Origin of the sequence: Vibrio sp. T3Y01, assembly GCF_013114525.1 — a bacterium.
GTDB classification, from domain to species: Bacteria; Pseudomonadota; Gammaproteobacteria; order Enterobacterales; family Vibrionaceae; genus Vibrio; species Vibrio chagasii_B.
Map to the genome: position 1 here is coordinate 462,998 of NZ_VTXJ01000001.1, position 23,074 is coordinate 486,071.

Here is a 23,074-nt window from a genome sequence, read left to right on the forward strand (position 1 = left end):
GATCTTTGTCATATTTATCTTGAAAAATACGTTAAATCAGTTCGTTACCTTGCAATACCCAACATGGTGTACCAATCTTATTTCATAAGCATGGATAAGGATTGTGTATGCCAGTAACGTCAGTAAAAAACAAAGGGGTAGTAAGGAAAGTCTTACTGCCTTCTTTACTTATTAACCTCTTGTCATTAGCCGTTCCATTAACGGTTCTCCAGATCTACGATCGCATTCTCCCCAATCAAAGTTATGGTACGGCCACGCTGCTTTTAGCCGGGGCGACACTAGCCGTAGCCATGGAAGCACTCATACGTTTTGTTCGCACTTGGCTTTTGTCTGCGGCGGCCAGCAATACAGAAAAAGCCACTTACCAAACTTTGGTTGAAAGGGTGACTACTGCATCATCAGGACACCTTCGTAAGCTAGGTGTGGGCGGTGTTGAAGAGGGATTAGGATCGGTATCCAAAGTTAAGGATTGGTATTCTGGTGGAATAATCTCTGGCTTTATCGACTTGCCTTTTGCATTGATCTTTCTAGGGCTGGTGGCTTATATCGGCGGTGAATTAGTGGCGATACCTGTGGCAGTTTGGCTCATTACGCTTGGTATTGTTTGGCTGTCTTCTATCCGCGTGAAAAGTTTAAGTGAAGAAGCTTCTAAAGATGAGAAGGAGAGAAAAACCTTCTTGATTCTTCTTAGCCAAACCATTCAGGGTATTAAACGTCAGGCTGTTGAGTCTCGAATTTTTAATCAGTTTAAATCGCTTAATAATGTCCGCTCTCAATCCAGAGCCAAAGAAGAAGAACAGAACGCCTTCGCTCAAGAGTGTATTCAGCTTGCTGCACTCGCGACTTCTGTTTTGTTGGTGATTACCGGTAGTTTGTGGGTATTGGATGGTCAATTAACCACGGGTGGGTTAGCAGCATGCTCCATCTTATCGGGTAGAGCTGTGGCGCCTCTGAGTGCTCTGGTTGGGGTTCGAATCAAGCTTAATTCAATCCATAGTGCTAATCAGGCAATAGAAAAGTTAGGAGACTTATCACTGTCTGAGTCTGCCAGTTCTGAGCTTAGTATCTCTGACTTTGAGACTTTAGAAATCAAGCAAGCTACCGTTGAAAGATATGGTGAATTCGCTAGTGCGGATGTGACGCTAAATAAAGGCGAACTGGTGCTGTTAGAGAGTGAAGATCGCCACACCAATAGTCACTTGCTGTCTTCGATTGCAGGGATTGATGATTTAGCCGCGGGTGAGTGCTTCATTAATGGTGAAGCCATTTCTATTGCATCTGTCGCTCAAGCTACAGCTTACTGCGGGGTTAAAGGGCAGTTAGTCTCAGGTACGATTCTGGACAATTTGTGTGGATTTGATCCTGAGAGAACACAAAGCGCCAATGATTACGCTGTGCGCTTAGGATTAACCAAAGAAATTACTCGTTTACCTGATGGGTTAGAAACACAAATTGGTCATACGAGTGCTTCTTTGTTGAGTATGGGCAACATTAAGATGCTCAATATTGCGACTCAATTGGCGAGTGGCAAGCCCGTTATCATGCTAGAGAGACCGGATTCCTCGCTAGACCTCAATGCTCTCGGTAACCTGCTTAAGGTGTTGGAAGAAGAAGTCTTGGCAGGGCGCACCATATTGGTGGTGAGCTATCATGCAAAACTTCGCGAACTAGCGAGTCGAACAATTACAGTAGAAAACGGTTCGATTGCCGAAGACAGTACTAATCAGCAGGAGGTCATTGCATGAATCGTTTAGATACTAATCGCCATGGCGAAACAGACGGTCAACATGATCCGATGAACCGACTGGAAACTGAAAGCCTTTCTGTGCTCAAGGAGTTGGAAGTTAATGCGAATATCCAACTGTTCGCTCACCAATGGGTTGATGAGAACGGCATTGAATCGATTGATGATATGTTTGCCCTGTTTGATAGGCTTGCATTGCCATATCGCTTGGTTGCCAACCTAGATGAAGTAGGCGATCACAAGTTAGTTCTACTGGTTCTCGGTGAAAATGAATTGGTTTCTGGTCACTTGGAGTCAAAACAGTTTGTTGCCGTTGATGGCAATGAAGACGTTTCAGACATTCCTCAATTTTGCATTGTGATTGAAGGGGCTCCATTGGAGAAGGTTTCTCCGGATTGGGTTGGTGAACGGTTACATGCTTTTCGTCCTATCATTCCTAAATTGCTCTTAGTCAGCTTTATCACCAATTTATTTGCTCTCGCAGTGCCATTCATCACGATGTCGATCTATGACCATGTTATTGGTGGCGATGCTGGGCACGAACTGCAAGGTATCGCTATTGGTGCCGCCTTGTTGTTTGTGATGATGGGCTGGTTAAGAACATTGCGTAGTCGAGTGTTTGCTTCTGTGTCTAACCGAGTCAGCCGCGAGATATCTCAATCCCTTGTGCAGCGACTATTAAGAAATAGTTATGCTCAAAACCAGCAAACGGCCTCGTCTAGTCAACAGAACCAAGTGATGTTATCTGAGCGTATTTCAGGTGTGTTATCAGGACCGCTCGGTAATGCGTTGTTTGATTTGCCTTTCATTGCCATTTTTGTCCTTGCGATAGGTGTGCTAGGTGGCTGGCTGGTATTGGTTCCAATTGTCTCTTTGGTTCTGTATTACCTGTTAGCTAAGCGCTCGATACGTTCGAGTAGTAAGCGCTCAATGCAATCGACGGTAGCAGGCACGAATCGTCAAAATATGACTAATGAGTTGTCGTCCAAGCTTGCCTTTATTCGCAGTGCTGGGTTTTCAGAGCACTGGATCCAACGTTTCCAAAAAGCCAATTTGCTTGCCTCTACGGTGACGTTCAATCAATCGGTTCTCCAAAGTCGATACACCTCGATTTATTACTTTATCGGAGTGGGCTCAACATTGGCTGTTATGGGCTTAGGAATTGGACTTATTTTCGAACAAGTGATGACGCCTGGTGGCTTGATTGCATCAATGATGTTGATTTCCAAAGTGACTGGGCCTGCGCAGGTGTTGGCCAACAGCGCGATGCGTTTTAACAGCTTTAATCAATCTAAGCTGCAGGTAAATCGTATTCTGTCTCAGCCGTCTGAGCGTGAATTCAGTTACCAGCATCACCCGCTGCCGGCAGTTGCGCCTAACTTGAAATTAGACCAAGTGACCCTGCGTTATCCTAAGCAGAGTCGCCCTGCATTGAATGGGGTAAGTTTTGATGTTGAAGCGGGCGATATTGTGGCGATCACTGGCCCTTCAGGCAGTGGTAAGTCGACATTAATTGAAGTGTTGTCTGGTTTACAGCCTATCCAAAACGGTATGGTCGAGCTTGAAGATGTTAACCTCGTTCAATACGACCCACAGCTCTATCGTCACTGGTGTTTCATTCGCGCAGCTTACCCCGACTTACTTACATTGAGTATTCGTGAGTGGTTGAGCGATGGGCATAAAGTTGAAGAGCAGAAAATGATATCAGCCATTGATATGGTTGGCGGCAAGCGATGGTTCTCCACATTACCAGATGGGTTGGATACCTCTATCAGCAGCATCCAACCGGATAGCCTGTTTGATATGTTGTCAGGCACTGTCGCTCAGATCCTTATTGACGCGAAAGCTTTGGTTTATGACTACCCGATGTTCCTAATGGATAACCCGGTACCTGATGGCCATCCCAATGCTAAACGTGTATTCGGTGAGTTCTTGGTGGTGAAGAAAGGAAAAGCAACGGTGATCTATACATCGCATGATCCTGACTTGATTAAGCTCGCTGATAAAGTCGTGGTGTTAGACGAGGGTGCTGTGGTTTATGCAGGTCCTCTCGAGCAGCCATCAGAGTCTCAAGAGCAGCAGTTATCTGACACACAAGAGTTACCAAAGCAAAAAGTAGAGTCAAAGCAAGGAGTCGCTAATGGCTAAAAAAACTATCGAGACTGGCAAGCGTTACGGCGAGCTTGTTGAATCACAAAATACAGCTCGAACATTGGCGCTGGCGACATGGTCAGTTGCCTTGTGTGTTATCGCTTTTGTCACTTGGTCTGTGGTCACTCAAGTGGATGAAATCGCAAAGGCAAAGGGTGCGGTGATTCCTGAAGGGGAAAAGCAAGTATTACAAAGTGCCATTGGCGGTAAGTTAAAGCAAATTCTTGTTAAAGAAGGGCAATTGGTAGAGAAAGGTCAGCCACTTGTTGAATTTGACGCTACCTTCCAGCGCACGGCTCTCGAAGAGTTGAAATCTCAACAAGTAACCTTGCTTGCGAGTATCGAACGTATGAACGCGTTACTGGATAACCGTGAGCCGAATTTTGGGGAATTTGAAATTGATTTCCCAGAGATCGTTAGCCAACAAAAGGCGCAGTTAAATGCTCAAAAAGGGCTCTACTATCAAAAACGCATTGTGTTGGAAAAGGACAGTGAGCAGATAGCAGAGCAGCTTCGTGTCGTAGAAAAATCTCTACCTAGCTATGACAAAGAGCTAAGTGCCACTAAGCAAGAGCTAAACATCTTGGAAAAAGGCTATAAGGCCGGGAACATCTCTCGTTTACGTGTACTTGAAATGCGCCAAAAGTTGGCGAGCATAGAGCAGAAAATTGAAGAAGCTCGAGGTAAGAAGTCGGTTCTGATTAAGCAGGCAGACAGCAATGAGCAAAAAATCGAACAACTTCTTGCTGAGGCTAAAGCAAAAGTCAGTGACGATCGATCCAAAGCAGTATCAGATTTGTCAGCTCTTAATGCACGAGTGCGTTCAAGCCAAGCGAAATTGACAAACACCATGTTAGTGTCACCGCTACAAGGCTTAGTACAAAGCCTGCCAAGTACGCAGAACGGCGGCGTTATTCAACCGGGCGGGACTGTGGTTGAGATTGTTCCTGTTGGCGGTAAAGCCGATTTTAAAGCTCGTTTATCACCGAGGGATATTGGTTTCGTGAACGTAGGCCAGCCAACTCGAATCAAGATTGATGCGTTTGATTACAGCCGTTTTGGTGCTTTAAAAGGGGAGGTTGAGAGTATTTCACCAACAACAAGCCAAAGTGAACGAGGTGAAATCTATTATGAGGTTGTGGTGTCTGTTGAAACGCCATACTTCCGTGACAACCCTGAAAGCTTTTCTATTCTTCCTGGAATGACGGGTGAGGTAGATATCACGACGGGCGAGAAGTCGGTGTTTCAATACCTTTGGAAGCCGATCTATACCAATATCAGTGTTGCATTTGGAGAAAGGTAACTCAAAGAGTCACAACCGTCTCTTTGTTCATAACGATACAAGAAACAATCACTAAAAAGGGAGCACATGGCGTGCTCCCTTTTGTTTTATTTCACTAATTACTAACGACCAATCATTAGTTATTTGGATCTATGTCTGGTAGTCCATCTAAGTCGTTGTGATGATGGTGTTCATCATCTTGGTTATGGTTATGGTTATGGTTATTGGCTGCATCATGGTGTTCAAGTGCATCCGACATATCCAAATGTGTTTGATCGTAATCTACGGCATGTTGCTGGTCGACTTGTGCAAGCACGATGTCCATGTCTGCAGGTTGATCGTGCCCGGTGCTAGGCGATGCATCCGGCTGAATACCTAGGGCATCCAAATAAGCCGCAGCACCATGGTGGTCAGTTTTCTGGTCTGACTCCTGGTGAGCATGCTGAGATAAATCTAGAGAAGTGTCTTCACTTACAGTAAACGTGAAGTCCTCGTGAGAGGCGATCTCGGGCTCGTCATGCTGAACTGGCGGTGGTGGAGGTGGAGCAGGGGGAGATGCGTGGACAATTGGTGTTATCGTCATATCAACGACCTCTGTCCCAACCGTAAGTTTGCCACTATGCCCTGGTCCATGACTGAGTATTTGAACGTTCACGTGGGCAACCACCTCATCCTGATTTGTCCCTTGCAGCGCGATTTCGAACTTATCTTCATGCTGACCAATACCTGAAGCACTGCCATGTGGTCCAGTGTGGACTTGTGCTTGCTCTTGGTAATGTAAATGACCAGTTTGAGGGTCAATGGTTAACGTTCCATATTGCCCATGATGGCTTGTTACATACTGACCATTAGGTAGGTGGATACGCCAACCGTTTTGCGCCGATGGGACAGGCGTTTGAGATGGGGCAAGAGGTGGAACACCAAGTGTACCGGACACTTGGTGACTTCCCGATGGTGGCCTGACAATGATAGGTTCAGGTATAGCACTGGCAGCAAAACCTTGGCTGCCTGCGGTATTACCGTGTTCGTCAGTCATTGTTGCTTGTACATTAGAACCAGGATGAACTTCAATTTGTATTCCATGCTGTAGAGTATGAGCATCTAATACATGATCCTGTCCGTTAACAACGAGATGTTCGCCAACCTTAGCATCACCTGGTGGGGTAATTGTCGCAGTGACTGTATTGGGGTGCCCGTGGGCTATTTCTGCTTTGCTGTAAAGCCCATCAGGTCCGGGGTTTTCAAAGGTAATTGTCGGCAGGCTAACATGATTATCAACGCTGAATACCTGTGAACCTGTCGTCGCACTGCCAACATTTCCTGCGGAATCGGTGGTTATTATGGTGGCTTCTATTGAGTGTATCGAGCCAGACTGGCCATTTGCATAGCTAGTATGAATATTGGCATGTTCCAATATATTACCAGCCACTGGAATAGAAAAATGTCCACTCGAATCAACCGAGCCTGTGAGTGATGAAATGGTTGCACCGTTTATCTTTAAGCTGACAATATCACCTGTTTGGTAATCGCCAGTTACTGTTCCGGTTATCGCGATAGTTTGACCAGATTCAAGAGCATTGAGCACGTTATCTTGTGTCACTGAGTCAACTGCAATATGTGGAATCGGACTCTGCGTATCAACTAGCAGATGGGTCGAAATGCGAGGCGTCGAATTACCTGCCGTATCAACGGTACCAACTTGTATTGAGTAGTCGCGGTCGGTCGCCATTATGTTTTGATGTATAGAAGTACCTAGAGTTAATGACCACGTGCCATCTGGTTTTACCGTTGCATCATAAAAGTGTTTATTGCCGATGACGACATAGACGACATCCCCTGGTGCTATGTTGGATGTCGTGCCGGTGATCACTAATGGTTGGTTGTTCTCTGCGGCATTTAACGCGTTGTCCTGCGATATCGGGTTCACTGTGATTGTGCCGGGAGTGGTGTCCAAGGTGAAGCTAAAGTGCGTCACTGGGGATACGTTGCCAGCGATATCAGTCTGTCTTACCTGTAGGTCATTAACCCCCTCAACTGGATTGAACACAGCTGTCCAAGTGTGTCCGCCGTCATTCGAGTATTCTACTTTTGCTCCTGCTTCAGTTTGAATGGAAAGCCTAGAATCCTTAGTAATCAAGTCTGGTGTATTGATGGAGTGTCGGCCAGTGTCGTTACTTAGTGATACGGTAGGTGCGTTGACCGTATTATCTAAGGTGAAACTCACGGAAGTTTCGGTCGACACATTTCCTGCAGTATCAGTTTGTCTCACGCTGACCGTATTTGAACCTTGTTGCGGGGTGAAACTCGATGTCCATGTATGTCCGTTGTCGGTCGAGTATTCAACGGTTGCGCCTGCCTCTTGCCCATTGATAGTTAATGAACCATCGCTAGTAATCAAATCAGACGAATTGCTTCCTGTATCGTGAGTTAATGATATTTGGAGCGGCGCGACTACAGTATCAACATGCAGAGAAAGAATGGATGATGTTGCTGGTAAAACTGAAGAAGGAGCTAACGCTTTGGCAGATAGGTTATGATCGCCATTTGATAAGCTACTCACCGCCACACTATATTGCCCCGAGCCATCAGACACCGCATGTCCAATAGGTGTGGATCCATCATAGATGGTGACTTGTGAGTAAGGAATATCCGTGTGTCCGGTGATTGTCGGCGTACTGTCTTTAGTGAGGTTATCGGTATCAGAGGTGCCAGTATCACTCGATGCTGCTAAATCGACAGTGACTGCATTGTTTGGTGGAGTGTTTGTCCCGGTTGGTAAACTTGGTTGCGTGGTTGTTACCAATGGATTGGAAGGCACAGAGGTTGAAATCGTCGGTGATTGCCCTGGCACAACTGAAACATGACCGTTGGCATCAAAGGTGATGAACTTTGATGACTCACCACCGTGGTTGTCAGCCACTTTTACTTCAAACACATCGGTGCCGTGATATGTGTGTGTCGCCGTGTTATAACTCATTCCAGCAACCGAACCATTAGATGTGTATACATATGCGCCCGAATCTGGGTCGACCGATAGCGAACCGAATTGCCCTGTGGAACTGACGACAGAGAAAATATGAGTGTCTTTCACGTCAACATCGGTTTCAATCAGCGTGCCCGTTGTTGGGGTCGTCTGAGTTACCGATAAAACCGGAGCGTCGTTGGTGCCATTTATAGTGATGGTAATGACATGAGGAGTCCCGTCTTTAGAATGAATAGTAACGGTGTCAGTTAAAGTTTCACCTGTGCCTAAGCCCTGAACTTCAGGCTTACGGTTATCAATGTAATAGTTCCAGTTGCCATGCTGATCTATTTCCAGTTGCCCCCCCAGTTTCGATTGGTAAGGTGCCCATTCAGGATGAGCCGAAGCCGTCATCAATGTTTTAAAATCGAAGCCTGATTCACCGGCATCCGTATCTGTTGCTGTTAATGTTCCACTTGTCTCAAGCTTATAAGAATAGTTTCCTTGTACAGAAGCGTGGACGTTGTGATCTTCGGTGACACTTCCCGTATCGACACCACCAAAAACAGCATCATCATTGACTGCAGTAAGTGTTGTGCTCGCACCGGTATGAGCAATACCACCGTGTCTATCAGCAACATCATAACTAAAGTGTACCGTTCCGTTGTAATTAGGGGCGGGGGTAAAGGTGAAACTGCCATCTGAATTTGATACCAAACTACCGTGGTCTGCAGTTAAGTTTTGAACGTGTAACCAACCTCTATCGTTAGTATCAACGTTGGTAGCATTGGCGATTAATTCAGCTTGTGTAATATGAATTGAAGTATCTTCTTTACCTGAAGGCAAAGTGACTTCACCACTAACTGTTGGGTCATCATTATTGCCATGTACAACAACCGATACACTTTTCGAAACATGGCTACCATCAGTAGATACTGCCTCAACCGTAAAGTGCTCCCAATATTCTTCGCCGTCTCCTAATTTTGTCGCTTTGCTCTGATCAACGTCATAATGCCAATGCCCCGTTGAATCTACATAAAACGAACCGTACTTACCCGCTTCGCCACCGGTAGCAGTAGCAGTCCAACTGACTTGGTCGTGAATATCAGTGTCGTGTGCAACCAAGTTACCACTAACCGATGCTCTCAATTGTGCCTTTTCCGTGACTTGTCCTATTTGAGTTTTACTATCGATGACAACGCCATCCTCAGTACCACGAACCTCCACATGAATCGGGAATTCAGTACCATCTTTTGCAATCAATTTAACGGATTCTTGCAACGACTCGCCGGCTTTTAGCCCTTGTACATCGGTATTTCTATTGTCACCAATGTAGTTCCATTCATGCTCCCCTGCACGAGGACCGCTGGTGATTGTACGGAATTGGAAAAGGCCGTAAGGTGTGTGAATATCTAGTTCATGACCTAAATTCCAAGTATATTGCTGTCCTGCGAACTCAACGGTCATCTGCTGTGGAGTGCTATCTGAATCCGTAATATGCAACGTTTGCCAATCTACCACGTCAACTAAATTGACGCCTGTAGACATATGGGTCGCTACATCTTCCGTCGCAACCCCATGGTCAACACCGGAAATGACGGTGTGATCATCCGTACCGTCAACCCAGACTTCGACGCGTTGTGTAGACGTTGAACCGTCGGTAGAGGTCGCTGTGATATTAAACCCTTCTACAAAACGTTGGCCCTGAGCAAGAGAATTCGCTTTGGCAGGATCAAGGTCATAATGCCAGTGACCATCGGCATCAATATGTAAAGATCCGTATTTGCCAGCGCTGTCACCAGCAGTAAAGGAAACAGAGTCTTTACTATCGGCATCATGAGCTAACAAAATACCTGAAACCGAGTTTTTGACATCTTCGGTTACGGTGCCAAGAGGCGCAGTTTGGGCATTCGGAGTATCGATAATCACCTGATCATCAATGCCTTGAATGTTGGCGGTTAAAGGAAGCTTAGTACCATCGGCAGTCACCAATGTAATGGAATCCGTTAATGACTCACCATCACTTAAACCTTGAACTTCTGAATGTGTATTGTCAGCGGTATAAGCCCATTTAATATGGCCATCGCTACTTTGTGTGAAGTGGAACGTGCCGTGACTGCTACTTAGGTCCATAGCAAAGTCTGAAGGCACCGTATGAGTGACACCATTCACTTCAATTTGAACAACTTTTGCTTCTGCTGCTGAGTCACTATCTTGTACATCTAGGTTAAGCCAACCAGTCCACAATTCCGAACTATTGGCCGCTCGGTTGTGATCTTCGGTCACTGAACCAGTGCTAGGAGAAGTAAGTATTGCGGCATCGTTAATCGCTGCTAAGGTTGTTGTTGCCCCAGTGTGCGTGACACCACCATGCGCGTCTGTCACGTCATAGCTAAAATGAACTTGTCCGTTATAGTCCCTGGGTGGCGTTAGGGTGTATGTGCCATCTTTGTTGTCAACCACAGAACCATGGTCAACTAACAGATTAGCAATGGAAAGCTTGCCTGCATCATTGGTATCAACATCAACGGTATTAGCAAGTAAATCGGCTTTGGTGAAGGTCAGTGTTGTATCTTCAGTACCAGACCTAAGTGTTACTTCTGAACTGATGTAGGGTCTATCGTTATCGCCATAGATGGTGATAACAATATCGTGAGTTGTTCCATCTTTAGATTGGATGGTTATAGTATCGGTTAACGACTGCCCTTCGCCGAGTTGATCTATGGTTGTACCAACAGTCGTTTTTGTATTGCCAACCCAATCCACATTGCCGACGGTGACATCATAGTGCCATGTACCATCTGTGTTGAGTATTAAGTGCCCGTATTGACCGTGATATGAATTATTCCAAGCCCCACCTTTAGAGTCAAATTGAGCTTCACCACTGTCTGGGTCAATGATGTCTAACTTGCCTGACACACTGAGGGCTGCTTGCCCTAGTTTTGCCATACCTTTATGGGCGTAGTCTGGTGACATGTCCCCGAAGCTACTGTGGCCTTCATCAACATCGCCAGTATCAACACCACTGATTTGAGCCGCATCTTTAACCGCATCAATATGCAGTGTATTCGTTGCTTCTTGTGAATCTTCATGTCCATCATTTACAGTAAATTTAAATTGAACATCACCGTTAAAGTTTGGTGCAGGGACAAACTGAAGCTTAGCTATATCGGAGGCTATGATGCTCTGACCTGCGGTGATGTCGTGTCCATCGAGTACAAACTTACCTTGAGTCGCTGGTGGTAGGTCAGTGATCGCGATTGAGTGCAGCGTATCGCCAGTATCGATATCGGTGAATCCGAACTGACTCGCCTGCATTTGATAGTGTGTGTCTTCCGTGCCGTTGTTGAGAGCCACTTTGGTGACTGTCGGTGCGTCGTTGGTACCCGTAACGGTAATAGTAATACGGTGAGGTGTGCCATCAGCAGAGTAGACCTCGTAGATAACATCTTTGGTTTCACCTTGCTTTAGGGCTTGTACCGCAGGGTTACCATTTGCCAAAACGTAATCCCAGTTGCCATATCGGCTTATGTGCATGTCCCCCTGGAAGGGGTCACTGATAGCTTTTTCATGTCCAAATACACCCGTCGCCCTAAAGTGATCTTCTCCTGCATCTGGATCGGATACAGAAAGGCTTCCGGTCACTTGAATATGATGCATCGAATCGGGGGAAACGTGCCTATCTTCCGTAATTGAACCAGAATCAGTTCCGGAGATTGTTGCTGCGTCACTCACGGGCGCCAAGTGCATAGTTGCTCCCGTATGCGTCACACCCGAATGAGCGTCTTTCACATCGTAGGTGAAGTGTACTTGCCCATTGTAATCTTGGCTCGGGTGAAAGGTGAAGGTTCCGTCGTGATTATCTTGGATAGAACCGTGATCAGCATGCAAATTAGCGATAGTGAGCTTGCCTGCATCGTTGGCGTCTACGTCAACTGTATTTGCCAATAACTCGGTTGCTGTGATGGTTTGAGCTAGGTCTTCTTTACCCGAATTGAGCTGTACTTCAGAAGCGCAGTAAGGTCGGTCGTTGCTACCGTGAATCGTAATCACAATATCGTGCGATGTACCATCTTTTGAATACACGGTAATCGTGTCAGTCAGAGTTTGATTTTCACCAAGCTGGTCGATGGCTGTTCCTCGGGTGCTTGTGAGACCACCAGTGCTACGAATCTGCCCCGTATCTGCGTGATAAAACCAAGTTCCATCTTTGCGAAGAAGTAGGTCTCCATATTGACCTGAGTAATTAAAGCCAAGTCCGTGTGTATCAAACTCAGCCTCTCCTGTATCTGTGTCTGAAATAGAAAGCTTGCCACTGGCTCTAATGGTACTTCGTACTAAGTGAGCCATACCCGGTTGAGCATAATCTGGGGACATGTCCTGTCCAGCATTACCTTCGGTTACATCACCCGTGTCGACACCGCCGATAACGGCAGAATTATTAACTCCTGTAATCGTAATTGAGAGGTTTTGAGTGCTGCTCGCATTATGTTCGTCTGTGACTGTTACTGGAACAGTCAATGTCTTCGTGACACCTGATGCTAACGATTGATAGCTAGAGTGAGCAGGGTTGAAGCTATAACTGCCATCCGGATTAACCACCAAGCCATCAATCTGCGGTGCGCTGTAAGTCAAGGCCGCACCGGTATCAATATCTTGGCCAACCATTTGTCCATTTAGAACGCTTCCACCTTCAGTCACTGAGTGGGACTGAGCATTGATGGTTGGGGCATCGTTGGTACCATGAACCGTTAGTTCTATCGTGTGTGTTGTACCATCTGCTGAGCGTATAACGGCTGAATCGTGTTTAACTTCCCCTTGCGCTAAGTTCTGTATATTGCGGTTGTCGAGCGTATAGGTGTAATGACCATCGCGCATGAGCAGTATGTGACCACCTAATTTGGTGTCGTAGCCAATACCTTGATAGGTTTGTGAGCCTATATTCGGATCAAACTGTGCCTCTCCCTTATCAGGGTCTTGGATGTTTAATTTGCCGTCATAATGCAATTGGTAGTGGGTATCTATATAGCCACGATCTTCAGTCACTCCCCTTAAGTCTGCATTGGTTTGTGCGTCGGTAATAATCGCGTTATCCGGAGCAGCGGTAAGGTCGAACCTAGCTTGAGTGCTGACGCTTCCACCATGACCGTCAACCACATCATAGGTGAGTCGAATTTCACCATTGAAGTCTTTATCTGGTGTGAAGGTATAAGTGCCATCTTTATTATCAATCAGGCTACCGTGTGTCGCTTGCAGATTTGTCACGTGCAATACATCGCTACTATCCACATCGCTTGCATGTGTTAGCAAGTCAGAAGCCTTGATGGTTACGGGTTGATCCTCTTTACCCGCAGGAAGCTGAGTCCACGCACTGACAATTGGTTTGTCGTTGCTGCCTTGCACATCGATAACGATTTTATGAGGGACTGTCGCTCCTGTTGAATCGGTAGCGGTGATCCAGAATGATTCAGACTGATGTTCACCAGCCGCGAGTTTATCTGCCGCGCCGCCGGTTGAATTGTCTAGCTGATAGTGCCAATGACCATGCTGATCAATCGACAGCGTTCCCCATTGGCCTTGAGGTTGATTGATTGCCCAGGTAATTGTGTCTGACTTATCTATATCAGTTGCGATTAAACTCCCTGTCGCATCGGGGTTTCCTGCCGTACTCAAACCTTGTTCGATCACTGCGCCACTTGAGGTTCCTGAGATAGTAGGGCGGTCATTGGTGCCGTTAATTGTGACGGCAACTTGATGTTGCGTGCCGTCTGCCGAATGAACGGTAATCGTATCGGTGGCAGTGGCGCCTTTACCCAAGGCTTGCACTTTAGGATTGGTGTTATCGAGATCGTAAGTCCATGCTCCATTATCTTTGAGGTGTAGAGTACCGAGTGTGCCAACTACATCAGTATTGGAGAAGTGTGCTTCACCGGTATCGACGTCAGTAATCGTCAATGCACCGGACGTTTGAAGTTGAGTTTCTTCCGTTACTGCGCCGGAACTTGTGCCACCAATGACGGCTTTGTCGTTGGTGCCATTGATAATGATAGTAATTTGATGTGGCGTACCGTCGGCAGAGTGGATGGTCATGATGTCTGTTGTTGCTGAGCCTTTGCCCAAGGCCTGTACTGCTGGATTGGTGTTATCCAGATCGTAAGTCCATGCACCATTGTCTTTGAGGTGGAGTGTGCCTAGGGTACCTGCAACATCGGTATTGGAGAAATGCCCTTCTTTTGCATCGATATCACTGATGCTTAATTTTCCTGAAACTGTGAGCTTATGATCTTCAATAACTTGATCTAAGTGGGGGCTTTTTCCAACAACGAAGAATGAATTTGGTGAACCTCCTGTGTTGTTGGTGATCACAGCTGAGTCATTGGTACCATTGATAGTAATAGTGACTTGATGTGCAGTTCCGTCAGCGGAATGAACCGTGATAATGTCTGTTGCAGTCGAGCCTTGGGCAAGCCTTTGCACGTAGGGGTTATAGTTATCTAGATCGTAGGTCCAAGCTCCATCCTTAGTGATAGTTAATGTCCCAAAATGACCATTAACTTGAGACGCTTGAAAATGATCTTCTCCAAGATCTGGGTCAGTTACCGAAAGCTGGCCTTGTACTTGTGTGGTTAGATCTTCTATAACCGAGCCTGCATCCACACCGGTGATAACCGCATTGTCATCGTTGCCACCAATGGTCATATCAATGGTTTGTGGGGTGCCATCTTTTGTGTGGATTGTAAAACTTTCATGTAGTGACGTTGCTCCGGTTAACGCTTGAACGTTGGAAAGCGAGTTGTCTACTTGGTACTGCCAGTGTCCATCAGCGTCTATGGTTAATGAGCCATATTTACCTGAGATAACTTCTGGCGTTACCGAACTTTCATCTTGGTCAGGGTCAATGACGTCAATCTTACCGTTTGCATGGAGTAAACCTTGTGAATCGATATTGTGATCTTCGGTAACGACCCCTGTTAAATCACCAGAAATACTTGGCAAGTCTTGCTTACCCGTTACCGGTATCTGAACAACGATGCTCGCACCATTAGATAGGTGTAACGCAAAGTGATCAGTACCTTGTTGGTGTTGATTCAGCAAGATGTATTGAGGTGAGTTGGGGTTTAGAACGAACGTGTATTGGCCGTTTACATCGACATGAAGCTCTCCGTACGTCCCCTTGATCACTTCTGGAATAAAAGTGACGGGTGTAGTTGGTGTAGGAGGCGTGTTTGAATGACTAGGCTGACCGTTACCTCCTGCTGAAATGGTTGGCATGGAGACCGAAGGGATGTAATGAACTTGCGGGTGTGAAAGCGTCGATAGGTGATGAGAAGGAACTAAATGCGTGTTTGCCCCGTGAGGGACCTGACTTTCATTGGTATTAGGGCTTTCTTGGCTCTCATTTGTTTGAGTGTTTGGATGAGTAGCTTCGAAGGAACTTGCACCTGCGTGTTTATCGACGATGGTTTCATCTGCAACAGGAGTTGTCGCCGCTAAATCCATGTCATGGGTAGAATCACCTGACCCCTCGTTAGCTTCAGCGTGCTTAGCCAATGAGGGTAAGATCATCATGAGAGATTGGAAGAGTGGGATGTTAACCCTAAGGTGTGAATGCAGTCTGAGCTTTTTCTTTTTTGTTGTTTCTTTTGGCTTTAGCTCGCTGCTTTTTTTATTCTCTATTTTTGTATTTTTCTTATGTGTTTCGACGTTGTTGTTTTTAGCCATTTTCTCATCCGTGAATCTTGGTTGCATTCTCTTAAGTAAAATACACAGATCGAGGTTTCGCGAGGTAATCAGATAATTTTTAAAGAAAATTTCCTTAAATCAAACGACTCTCTCACTTTAGTGTAAGGCGTGTTGAATAATCCTTGGTCAATTAGTTAAAAATTTCGTCGATTAGTTAAAGATAATGCTCAACTAGCTTGACCTTACCCTAAGGGTAACCTTTATAGTCGTCTTATAAATTTAAAGGTTAGCTATGACAAACACACTCCGAACAACTTGGATTACTGTTTTCAGCATCATCGCGATGTTGATGTCTAGCTATGCTTCAAGCTCATCAGCAATGATGACTGACATTATGATGATGGAAATGAGTTCGGGTAAATCGGCTTGTTACCATAACGACAAGTCAACTAATGACTCAATGGCGGGATGCCATGTGATGAGTCAAGAAGTACACGCCGAACACTCTAATATGAGTGCCCATGATTTGATGGATCAATGCGATATGTCTTCAATGAGCGAAGACGGCAGTCAGACGATGGGTAACCATTGTTCGAGTGCCGACTGCTGCGCCTCAGTGTGCTCTGCGACTTCTTATCCGATTCAGGCTGTTCAAGTCGCCAATCCATTTGTCTCTTCACTAGCTCGTTTTCAATCTGTCATTATTGGGCAGAAAGTCGCACGCGCTCAATCTTTGTTACGCCCACCTACCGCATAAATCTATATCTAAAAACATAGCGATATCAGACTCATAAACCTGATACGCCAATCTTTTATATGCGTTATTTAACGCTAGATATGGACATTCATTGTGAATATAAAACCAACAAACTCCGTGTTTGAAATAAACGCGAGTGTCGTGGTTGCTGCTGCCTTTATTTCAAGCTCTGCTTTTATTTCAGGTAGTGTTTTAGCTGCGGCTCCTGTTTCTACACAAGTTGATAAACAAAGCTCGTCTCAGCAACTCAATACATTGATTGAAATAGCATTGAGCCAAGACAGTAATCGCAAGCAGTACTTTGCTCAGTCGCAAGCGATGAGGGAAACTGGTATTGCGAGCGCCACGCTGATGGATCCGAAACTCAAAGTCGGATTCGGTGGCCTGCCAGTCGATAGTTTTCAATTCGACGAAGACCCGATGACCAATATTTCGGTTGGTTTGATGCAGCAATTCGAGCGTGGCAATACGCTTGATCTTCAGCAGAAAAAGGCAAGTCAGCAAGCCGATGGACTCGCTCTTCAAGTTGAGGCTCGTGAGTTGACGGTTGCTAACAGCATGACGCAGCTATGGCTTGAGTTGGGGTACCAGCAAGTCGCAGAAGGTGTGATGCGTGAAAACAGACGCCTTTTGGTTGAATTAGAGAACTATGTGCAAACCAATTACTCGATTGGCAAAAGCGAAGCGCAAGATCTGCTCAATGCCCAGCTTCAAGTCAGCAAACTTAATGAGAAACTGCAAGCTAACCAACAAGTCCAGCGTCGCTTAATCTCTCAGCTTTCTGAATGGTTGGGTTCGGATTGGCTAGGGACTCAAGCTGTTGGTTCTCAGGCTCCTGATGCTCAAAGTGTACTCAATGCGACTAACCAAATTGATTGGTCGTTATTGGAAAATAAATTAGCAACCAATATTGATTCAACTAAGCACTATCAACTGTTGATGGAGCATCCGCTCGTTAAGATAACAGACGCGACTATCTCGTCCAATCAGACACAAGTTGAATTAGCAGAACAAGCTTACACACCTCAGTTTGGTGTAGAAGTCATGTATGCCCACCGACAAGCGAATAACATGGCAGGTGAACCTGCTTCTGATCTTGTCAGTGCATATCTAACAGTCGATATCCCTTTATTTACGGGTAATCGACAAGACAAAAACTTGTCTGCTGCTCAGCACCAAGTTGGCGCTGCTAAATCTCAAAAAGACACCTTACTTGCCCAAATGAATGCTCAAGTGAATGCATTATTGGTGGATAAGGCGAATCTCACCCAGCGCCTAGAGCGTTACCAAAGTTCCTTATTACCTCAGACATCGGCGCGAATCCGTGCGGTTGAAAGAGGTTATCAAAACAACACGGCACAGTTTAACGATGTGATTTCAGCAACGACAGATGAGCTGGCTTTGAAGCTAGAGCAACAGCGCTTGATTACTGACCTCAACATCGTGAATAGCAAGCTCGCGTCACTCCTGAGCGGCTTTGATTATCAGGTTGAGCAACCGCAACTAACTGCGACAAACCATCAATAAGGAACGAATAATGAAATCAGTAAAAGTAGCAACAATCGCTTTGTTGGTTGGTGGCGCATTAGGTTTTAGTGCGAATCATTTTCTAATTAACCAGGCACACGTTATGTCAGCAATGGCGGGGGCGATTGAAGGAAACTCCTCCTCACAGGCGAGCGATGAACCCTTGTATTGGGTTGCGCCGATGGACCCAAATTATCAGCGTGACAAGCCGGGTAAATCTCCGATGGGTATGGATTTGATTCCTGTTTATGCCGATGACTTAAGTGGTGGTTCAGACAAAGCTGGCACTGTATCTATTGATCCGTCAGTAGAGAATAATCTCGGCGTTAAAACAGCAAAGGTTGAGTTGGAGTCTTTGTCTCCACGTATTGAAACCGTTGGCTATGTGGCATTCGACGAGAGTGCATTGTGGCAAACCAACGTTCGCGCTGCGGGTTGGGTAGAAAAGCTGTACATCAATGCGGTTGGTGAGAAGGTCAACAAAGGCGATGTACTCTTCACGCTTTATTCCCCTGAACTTGTTAAGGCGCAAGAAGAGCTGCTGAGTGCCTACAAAACCGGTCGCAAAGGGCTGATAAAAGGATCGACTGAGCGCTTGATTACCTTGGGCGTTGATAAAGCCCAGATTCGGTCTATCACTCGCCAAGGCAAGGCTTCGCAAACCATTGAAATCAAAGCGCCTGCTGATGGTGTTATTGCTAGTCTCAACATTCGTGAAGGTGGCTATCTTTCTCCTGCACAAGCGGTAATCAGTGCTGGGCCACTAGACGAGGTGTGGGTTGATGCGGAAGTGTTTGAACGACAAGCGCATTGGATATCTACAGGTAGTAATGCCGAAATGACACTTGATGCGATTCCCGGTAAAGAATGGCAGGGAACTGTCGACTACGTGTACCCGATTCTTGATCCTAAAACACGAACCTTACGCGTTCGTTTGAAGTTCTCTAATCCTAATGGTGAGCTTAAGCCAAATATGTTTGCCAATATTGCGCTGAAACCCATCAGTGATGAAGCTGTTCTTACTATCCCAAGATCTTCGGTGATTCACTCCGGTGGTATGACTCGAGTGGTGATGTCAGAAGGTTCTGGCAAGTATCGCTCTGCTCGTATTGAGGTTGGTCGTGAAGCTGGCGAAAAAATAGAGGTGCTTCAAGGGCTAGAGCAAGGTGAGAACATTGTCACTTCTGCGCACTTCATGTTGGATTCTGAATCGAGCCAATCCGCTGATCTGTCACGCATCAATGGTGTTGAAGAAGAAGCTGAAACCGTATGGGCGAACGGTGAAATTTCCGATGTTATGCAAGGTAGTCGCATGGTGACGATTAACCATCAGCCTGTTCCAGAATGGGATTGGCCGGGCATGGTGATGAATTTCACCTTTGCGGAAGGCTTGGACATGAGTGACGTCCAACGTGGTAAGGCGATTGATTTTGAGATGAGAAAGACAGAGTCAGGGCAGTACGAGGTTGTTGATTACAAGGTCAACAAACACAAGATCGCTGGCGAAGTTTGGGTAACAGGCGACATCACTATGTTGATGGCAGATTTTGGCATGATCACCGTAAAACATCAGCCAGTCCCTGAGTGGAATTGGAAAGCGGGTGAAATGAATTTCCAAGCCAGTGATGACCTTGATTTATCTGAGTTTGCCGAGGGTCAAACCATTCGGTTTCTAGTGGCGAAACAAGGTTCTGATTATGTGCTCAAATCTCTCGAACCGACGAATAGCACGGGTGAGGGCGAACTATGATCAATGCAATTATTCGCTGGTCTATTAGCAACCGTTTCTTAGTGCTGGTTGCCACTGTCGCCATCGTATTTGGCGGTTTATACAGCGTTAAAAATACACCTGTCGATGCCATTCCTGATTTGTCAGATGTTCAGGTAATCATCAAAACCAGTTATCCGGGTCAAGCCCCACAGGTCGTTGAGGATCAGGTGACCTATCCATTGACCACCGCCATGTTAGCTGTACCGGGTGCTGAAACAGTTCGTGGCTACTCGTTCTTTGGTGATTCCTATGTCTATATCATCTTCAATGACGATACCGATATGTACTGGGCGCGTTCACGAGTGTTGGAGTACTTAAGCCAAGTTGCACCTAACTTGCCATCGAGTGCCAAGCCAACACTAGGACCAGATGCAACCGGTGTGGGCTGGGTTTACAGCTACGTGTTGCAAGATAAATCCGGTCAGCACGACTTAGCAGAACTTCGCAGTTTGCAAGATTGGTTCTTGAAGTATGAGTTGCAAACCGTAGAAGGCGTGTCTGAAGTGGCGACCGTTGGCGGCATGGTGAAGCAGTACCAAGTACAGATTGATCCTGCCAAGTTACGTGCTTACGACCTGACGCTTCAGCAAGTCAATAAGGCAATCCAAGATGGTAACCAAGAAACCGGTGCGTCTGTTGTTGAGATTGCGGAAGCCGAGCACATGGTTCGTACGACCGGTTACCTGACAAGCATCGAAGACATTCAATCTCTGCCGCTAAAAGTGACCGACAAAGGTACTCCGCTGCTATTAGGTGACATTGCTGACATTAACCTTGGCCCGCAAATGCGTCGTGGTATCTCGGAGCTCAACGGTGAGGGTGAAGCGGTTGGCGGCGTTATCGTGATGCGCTTTGGTGAAAATGCCAGTGAAGTGATCGACTCGGTGAAATCCAAACTCGCTGAACTGCAAGCAGGCTTACCTGATGGTGTCGAGATTGTCGCGACTTATGACCGCTCGACTTTGATAGATTCAGCCGTTGAAAACCTTTGGAAGAAGCTGGCTGAAGAGTTCATCGTGGTCGCCGTGGTGTGTGCGCTGTTCTTGTTCCATATCCGCTCGTCATTGGTTATCGCACTAAGTCTGCCTGTTGGTATCTTAGGCGCATTCATTGTGATGCATTGGCAGGGTATTAACGCCAATATCATGTCTCTTGGCGGTATAGCTATTGCGATAGGTGCTATGGTGGATGGGGCTATCGTAATGATAGAGAACGTCCACAAACACATCGAACGAACGCCTCTGACCGATAAAAACCGTTGGCAGGTGATTGGTAAGGCTGCAGAAGAAGTTGGCGCACCGTTGTTCTTCTCACTGATCATAATTACTTTGAGCTTTGTTCCTGTATTTGCATTAGAAGGCCAAGAAGGCAAGATGTTCTCGCCACTTGCTTTCACTAAAACCTATGCAATGGCGGCGGCTGCAGGTTTGGCTATCACGCTTGTGCCAGTGCTAATGGGTTACTTCATTCGTGGCAACGTGTTACCTGAACACAAGAACCCCGTGAACCGCAGCTTAGTCGCGATGTATAAACCATTGCTCAACTTAAGCCTAAAGTATCCAAAAGTGATGATTGTGATTGCACTGGGTTTGATGGCTTCTGCGTATTACCCAACCAGTAAGCTTGGCAGTGAGTTCATTCCTCCTCTGGATGAAGGTGACTTGATGTACATGCCGACCACTTATCCAGGCATTTCGATAGGTAAGGCGCGTGAACTGCTTCAGCAAACCAACAAGTTAATCAAAACCATCCCGGAAGTTGAAACTACATGGGGCAAAATCGGGCGAGCAGAGACGGCAACCGATCCTGCACCACTCACCATGATTGAAACAGTTATTCAGTTGAAACCTCGCGATGAATGGCGTGACGGTGTCACTACAGAGTCGTTACGCAAAGAGTTCGATGATCTGATTCAGTTCCCCGGTTTAACAAACGCTTGGGTTATGCCAATCAAGACACGTATCGACATGTTAGCGACCGGCATTAAAACGCCAATCGGAATCAAGATAGCAGGACCGGACTTGAGTGTTATTGAGGATATCGGATCTCAACTGGAACCTATCTTGAATGGTGTGAGTGGTACCGCTTCTGTGTATGCCGAACGTGTGGCTGGTGGTCGTTATGTCACGATAGACATCAAACGTCGCTCTGCTGCTCGTTATGGGTTAAGTATCAAAGAAGTGCAGCAGGTGATCTCTACGGCCGTAGGTGGAATGAATGTTGGTGAAACTGTTGAAGGGCTTGAACGTTACCCAATCAACGTCCGCTACCCGCAAGATTACCGTGATTCTGTCGTCAAGCTGCAGAACCTACCGTTAGTAACACCAAACGGTGCTCGTATCGCTTTGTCTGATGTTGCGGATATTCGTTACGAAGATGGTCCTCCGATGATCAAAACAGAGAATGCACGTCCTAACGGTTGGGTATTCGTAGATATTGATGGTCGTGACCTTGGTTCTTATGTGGCAGAAGCACAACAAGTGGTTGCTGAGCAAATCGTATTACCTGCGGGTTATTCACTCGCATGGTCAGGTCAATACGAATACATGGAACGCGCCAAAGATCGACTAAGTGTGGTAGTGCCTATCACCATCGCCATCATTATGTTGCTGCTGTATCTGAGCTTCCGCCGTGTCGGTGAAGTGATGATGATCATGCTGACATTGCCGTTAGCCATGGTTGGTGGTTTGTGGTTGATGTATTACCTCAATTACAACTTTTCCATTGCGGTTGGTGTTGGCTTCATCGCGCTAGCGGGCGTTGCGGTAGAGATTGGGGTAATCATGTTGGTGTATCTCAACCAAGCGTGGCACTTCAAAAAGCTTGATGCCGAACAGAACCAGCAAATACTCCAACAAACCGATCTCACTGATGCCATTCGTGAAGGGGCAGGGCTTCGTGTGCGTCCAGTCATGATGACAGTGCTTACCGTAATCATTGGATTAATCCCAATTATGTACGGAGAAGGTACAGGCTCAGAAGTGATGCAACGAATCGCCGCGCCAATGATTGGGGGAATGGCGTCTGCGCTACTGCTCACTCTATTGGTGCTTCCTGCGATCTTCAAGCTGTGGAAGCAGCGTGAGATCACTCAGATCCAAAGCCGAGACAAGTAAATAACGTACTGATTATAAAAGCCCTTGCTTGCGAGATAGGAGTAGGTAAGGGCGCACCACATAAACATGTGAAACCAACAA

The 23,074-nt window shown here is 46.3% G+C and carries 8 protein-coding genes; 7 read left to right on the top strand and 1 reads right to left on the bottom strand.

Features of this window, described 5'->3' with window-relative positions; translation table 11 throughout:
• The first annotated feature begins 107 nt into the window (after positions 1 to 107).
• The 3 genes from F0232_RS01980 to F0232_RS01990 are packed head-to-tail and all read left to right on the top strand — an operon-like array spanning position 108 to position 5,198.
• The gene (locus tag F0232_RS01980; RefSeq protein ID WP_105058306.1) at positions 108 to 1,745 is read left to right on the top strand and encodes an ABC transporter transmembrane domain-containing protein; all 1,638 of its coding nucleotides are present in this window, start codon (positions 108 to 110) and stop codon (positions 1,743 to 1,745) included.
• Positions 1,742 to 3,892, top strand: coding sequence for an ABC transporter transmembrane domain-containing protein (locus F0232_RS01985; protein WP_105058305.1), 2,151 nt, complete (start codon positions 1,742 to 1,744; stop codon positions 3,890 to 3,892). Before F0232_RS01980 ends, F0232_RS01985 begins: the two co-directional genes overlap by 4 nt.
• Positions 3,885 to 5,198, top strand: coding sequence for an HlyD family type I secretion periplasmic adaptor subunit (locus tag F0232_RS01990; protein ID WP_105058304.1), 1,314 nt, complete (start codon positions 3,885 to 3,887; stop codon positions 5,196 to 5,198). The genes F0232_RS01985 and F0232_RS01990 overlap by 8 nt, the downstream gene beginning before the upstream one ends.
• A 115-nt stretch (positions 5,199 to 5,313) precedes the next feature.
• Here F0232_RS01990 and F0232_RS01995 read toward each other — a convergent pair whose 3' ends face one another.
• The gene (locus tag F0232_RS01995; RefSeq protein WP_105058303.1) at positions 5,314 to 15,861 is read right to left on the bottom strand and encodes a VCBS domain-containing protein; all 10,548 of its coding nucleotides are present in this window, start codon (positions 15,859 to 15,861) and stop codon (positions 5,314 to 5,316) included.
• A 253-nt stretch (positions 15,862 to 16,114) separates the two neighbouring features.
• Between F0232_RS01995 and F0232_RS02000 the strand changes: the two genes are divergently transcribed.
• The 4 genes from F0232_RS02000 (at position 16,115) to F0232_RS02015 (ending at position 22,993) form a co-directional block, all read left to right on the top strand.
• On the top strand, positions 16,115 to 16,579 hold the full coding sequence (locus tag F0232_RS02000; RefSeq protein ID WP_105058302.1) for a hypothetical protein: 465 nt from the start codon (positions 16,115 to 16,117) through the stop codon (positions 16,577 to 16,579).
• Between the two features lie 99 nt (positions 16,580 to 16,678).
• Complete coding sequence (locus F0232_RS02005; RefSeq protein WP_105058846.1) at positions 16,679 to 18,106, top strand: TolC family protein; 1,428 nt, start codon at positions 16,679 to 16,681, stop codon at positions 18,104 to 18,106.
• A 10-nt stretch (positions 18,107 to 18,116) separates the two neighbouring features.
• The gene (locus F0232_RS02010; protein ID WP_105058301.1) at positions 18,117 to 19,856 is read left to right on the top strand and encodes an efflux RND transporter periplasmic adaptor subunit; all 1,740 of its coding nucleotides are present in this window, start codon (positions 18,117 to 18,119) and stop codon (positions 19,854 to 19,856) included.
• Complete coding sequence (locus F0232_RS02015; RefSeq protein WP_171750657.1) at positions 19,853 to 22,993, top strand: efflux RND transporter permease subunit; 3,141 nt, start codon at positions 19,853 to 19,855, stop codon at positions 22,991 to 22,993. Before F0232_RS02010 ends, F0232_RS02015 begins: the two co-directional genes overlap by 4 nt.
• Positions 22,994 to 23,074: the final 81 nt, after the last annotated feature.

Excerpts from the sequence above, each read along its gene's own strand:
- F0232_RS01980 (WP_105058306.1), top strand. The coding sequence starts at position 108 with ATGCCAGTAACGTCAGTAAAAAACAAAGGGGTAGTAAGGAAAGTCTTA.
- F0232_RS01985 (WP_105058305.1), top strand. The coding sequence starts at position 1,742 with ATGAATCGTTTAGATACTAATCGCCATGGCGAAACAGACGGTCAACAT.
- F0232_RS01990 (WP_105058304.1), top strand. The coding sequence starts at position 3,885 with ATGGCTAAAAAAACTATCGAGACTGGCAAGCGTTACGGCGAGCTTGTT.
- F0232_RS01995 (WP_105058303.1), bottom strand. The coding sequence starts at position 15,861 with ATGGCTAAAAACAACAACGTCGAAACACATAAGAAAAATACAAAAATA.
- F0232_RS02000 (WP_105058302.1), top strand. The coding sequence starts at position 16,115 with ATGACAAACACACTCCGAACAACTTGGATTACTGTTTTCAGCATCATC.
- F0232_RS02010 (WP_105058301.1), top strand. The coding sequence starts at position 18,117 with ATGAAATCAGTAAAAGTAGCAACAATCGCTTTGTTGGTTGGTGGCGCA.
- F0232_RS02015 (WP_171750657.1), top strand. The coding sequence starts at position 19,853 with ATGATCAATGCAATTATTCGCTGGTCTATTAGCAACCGTTTCTTAGTG.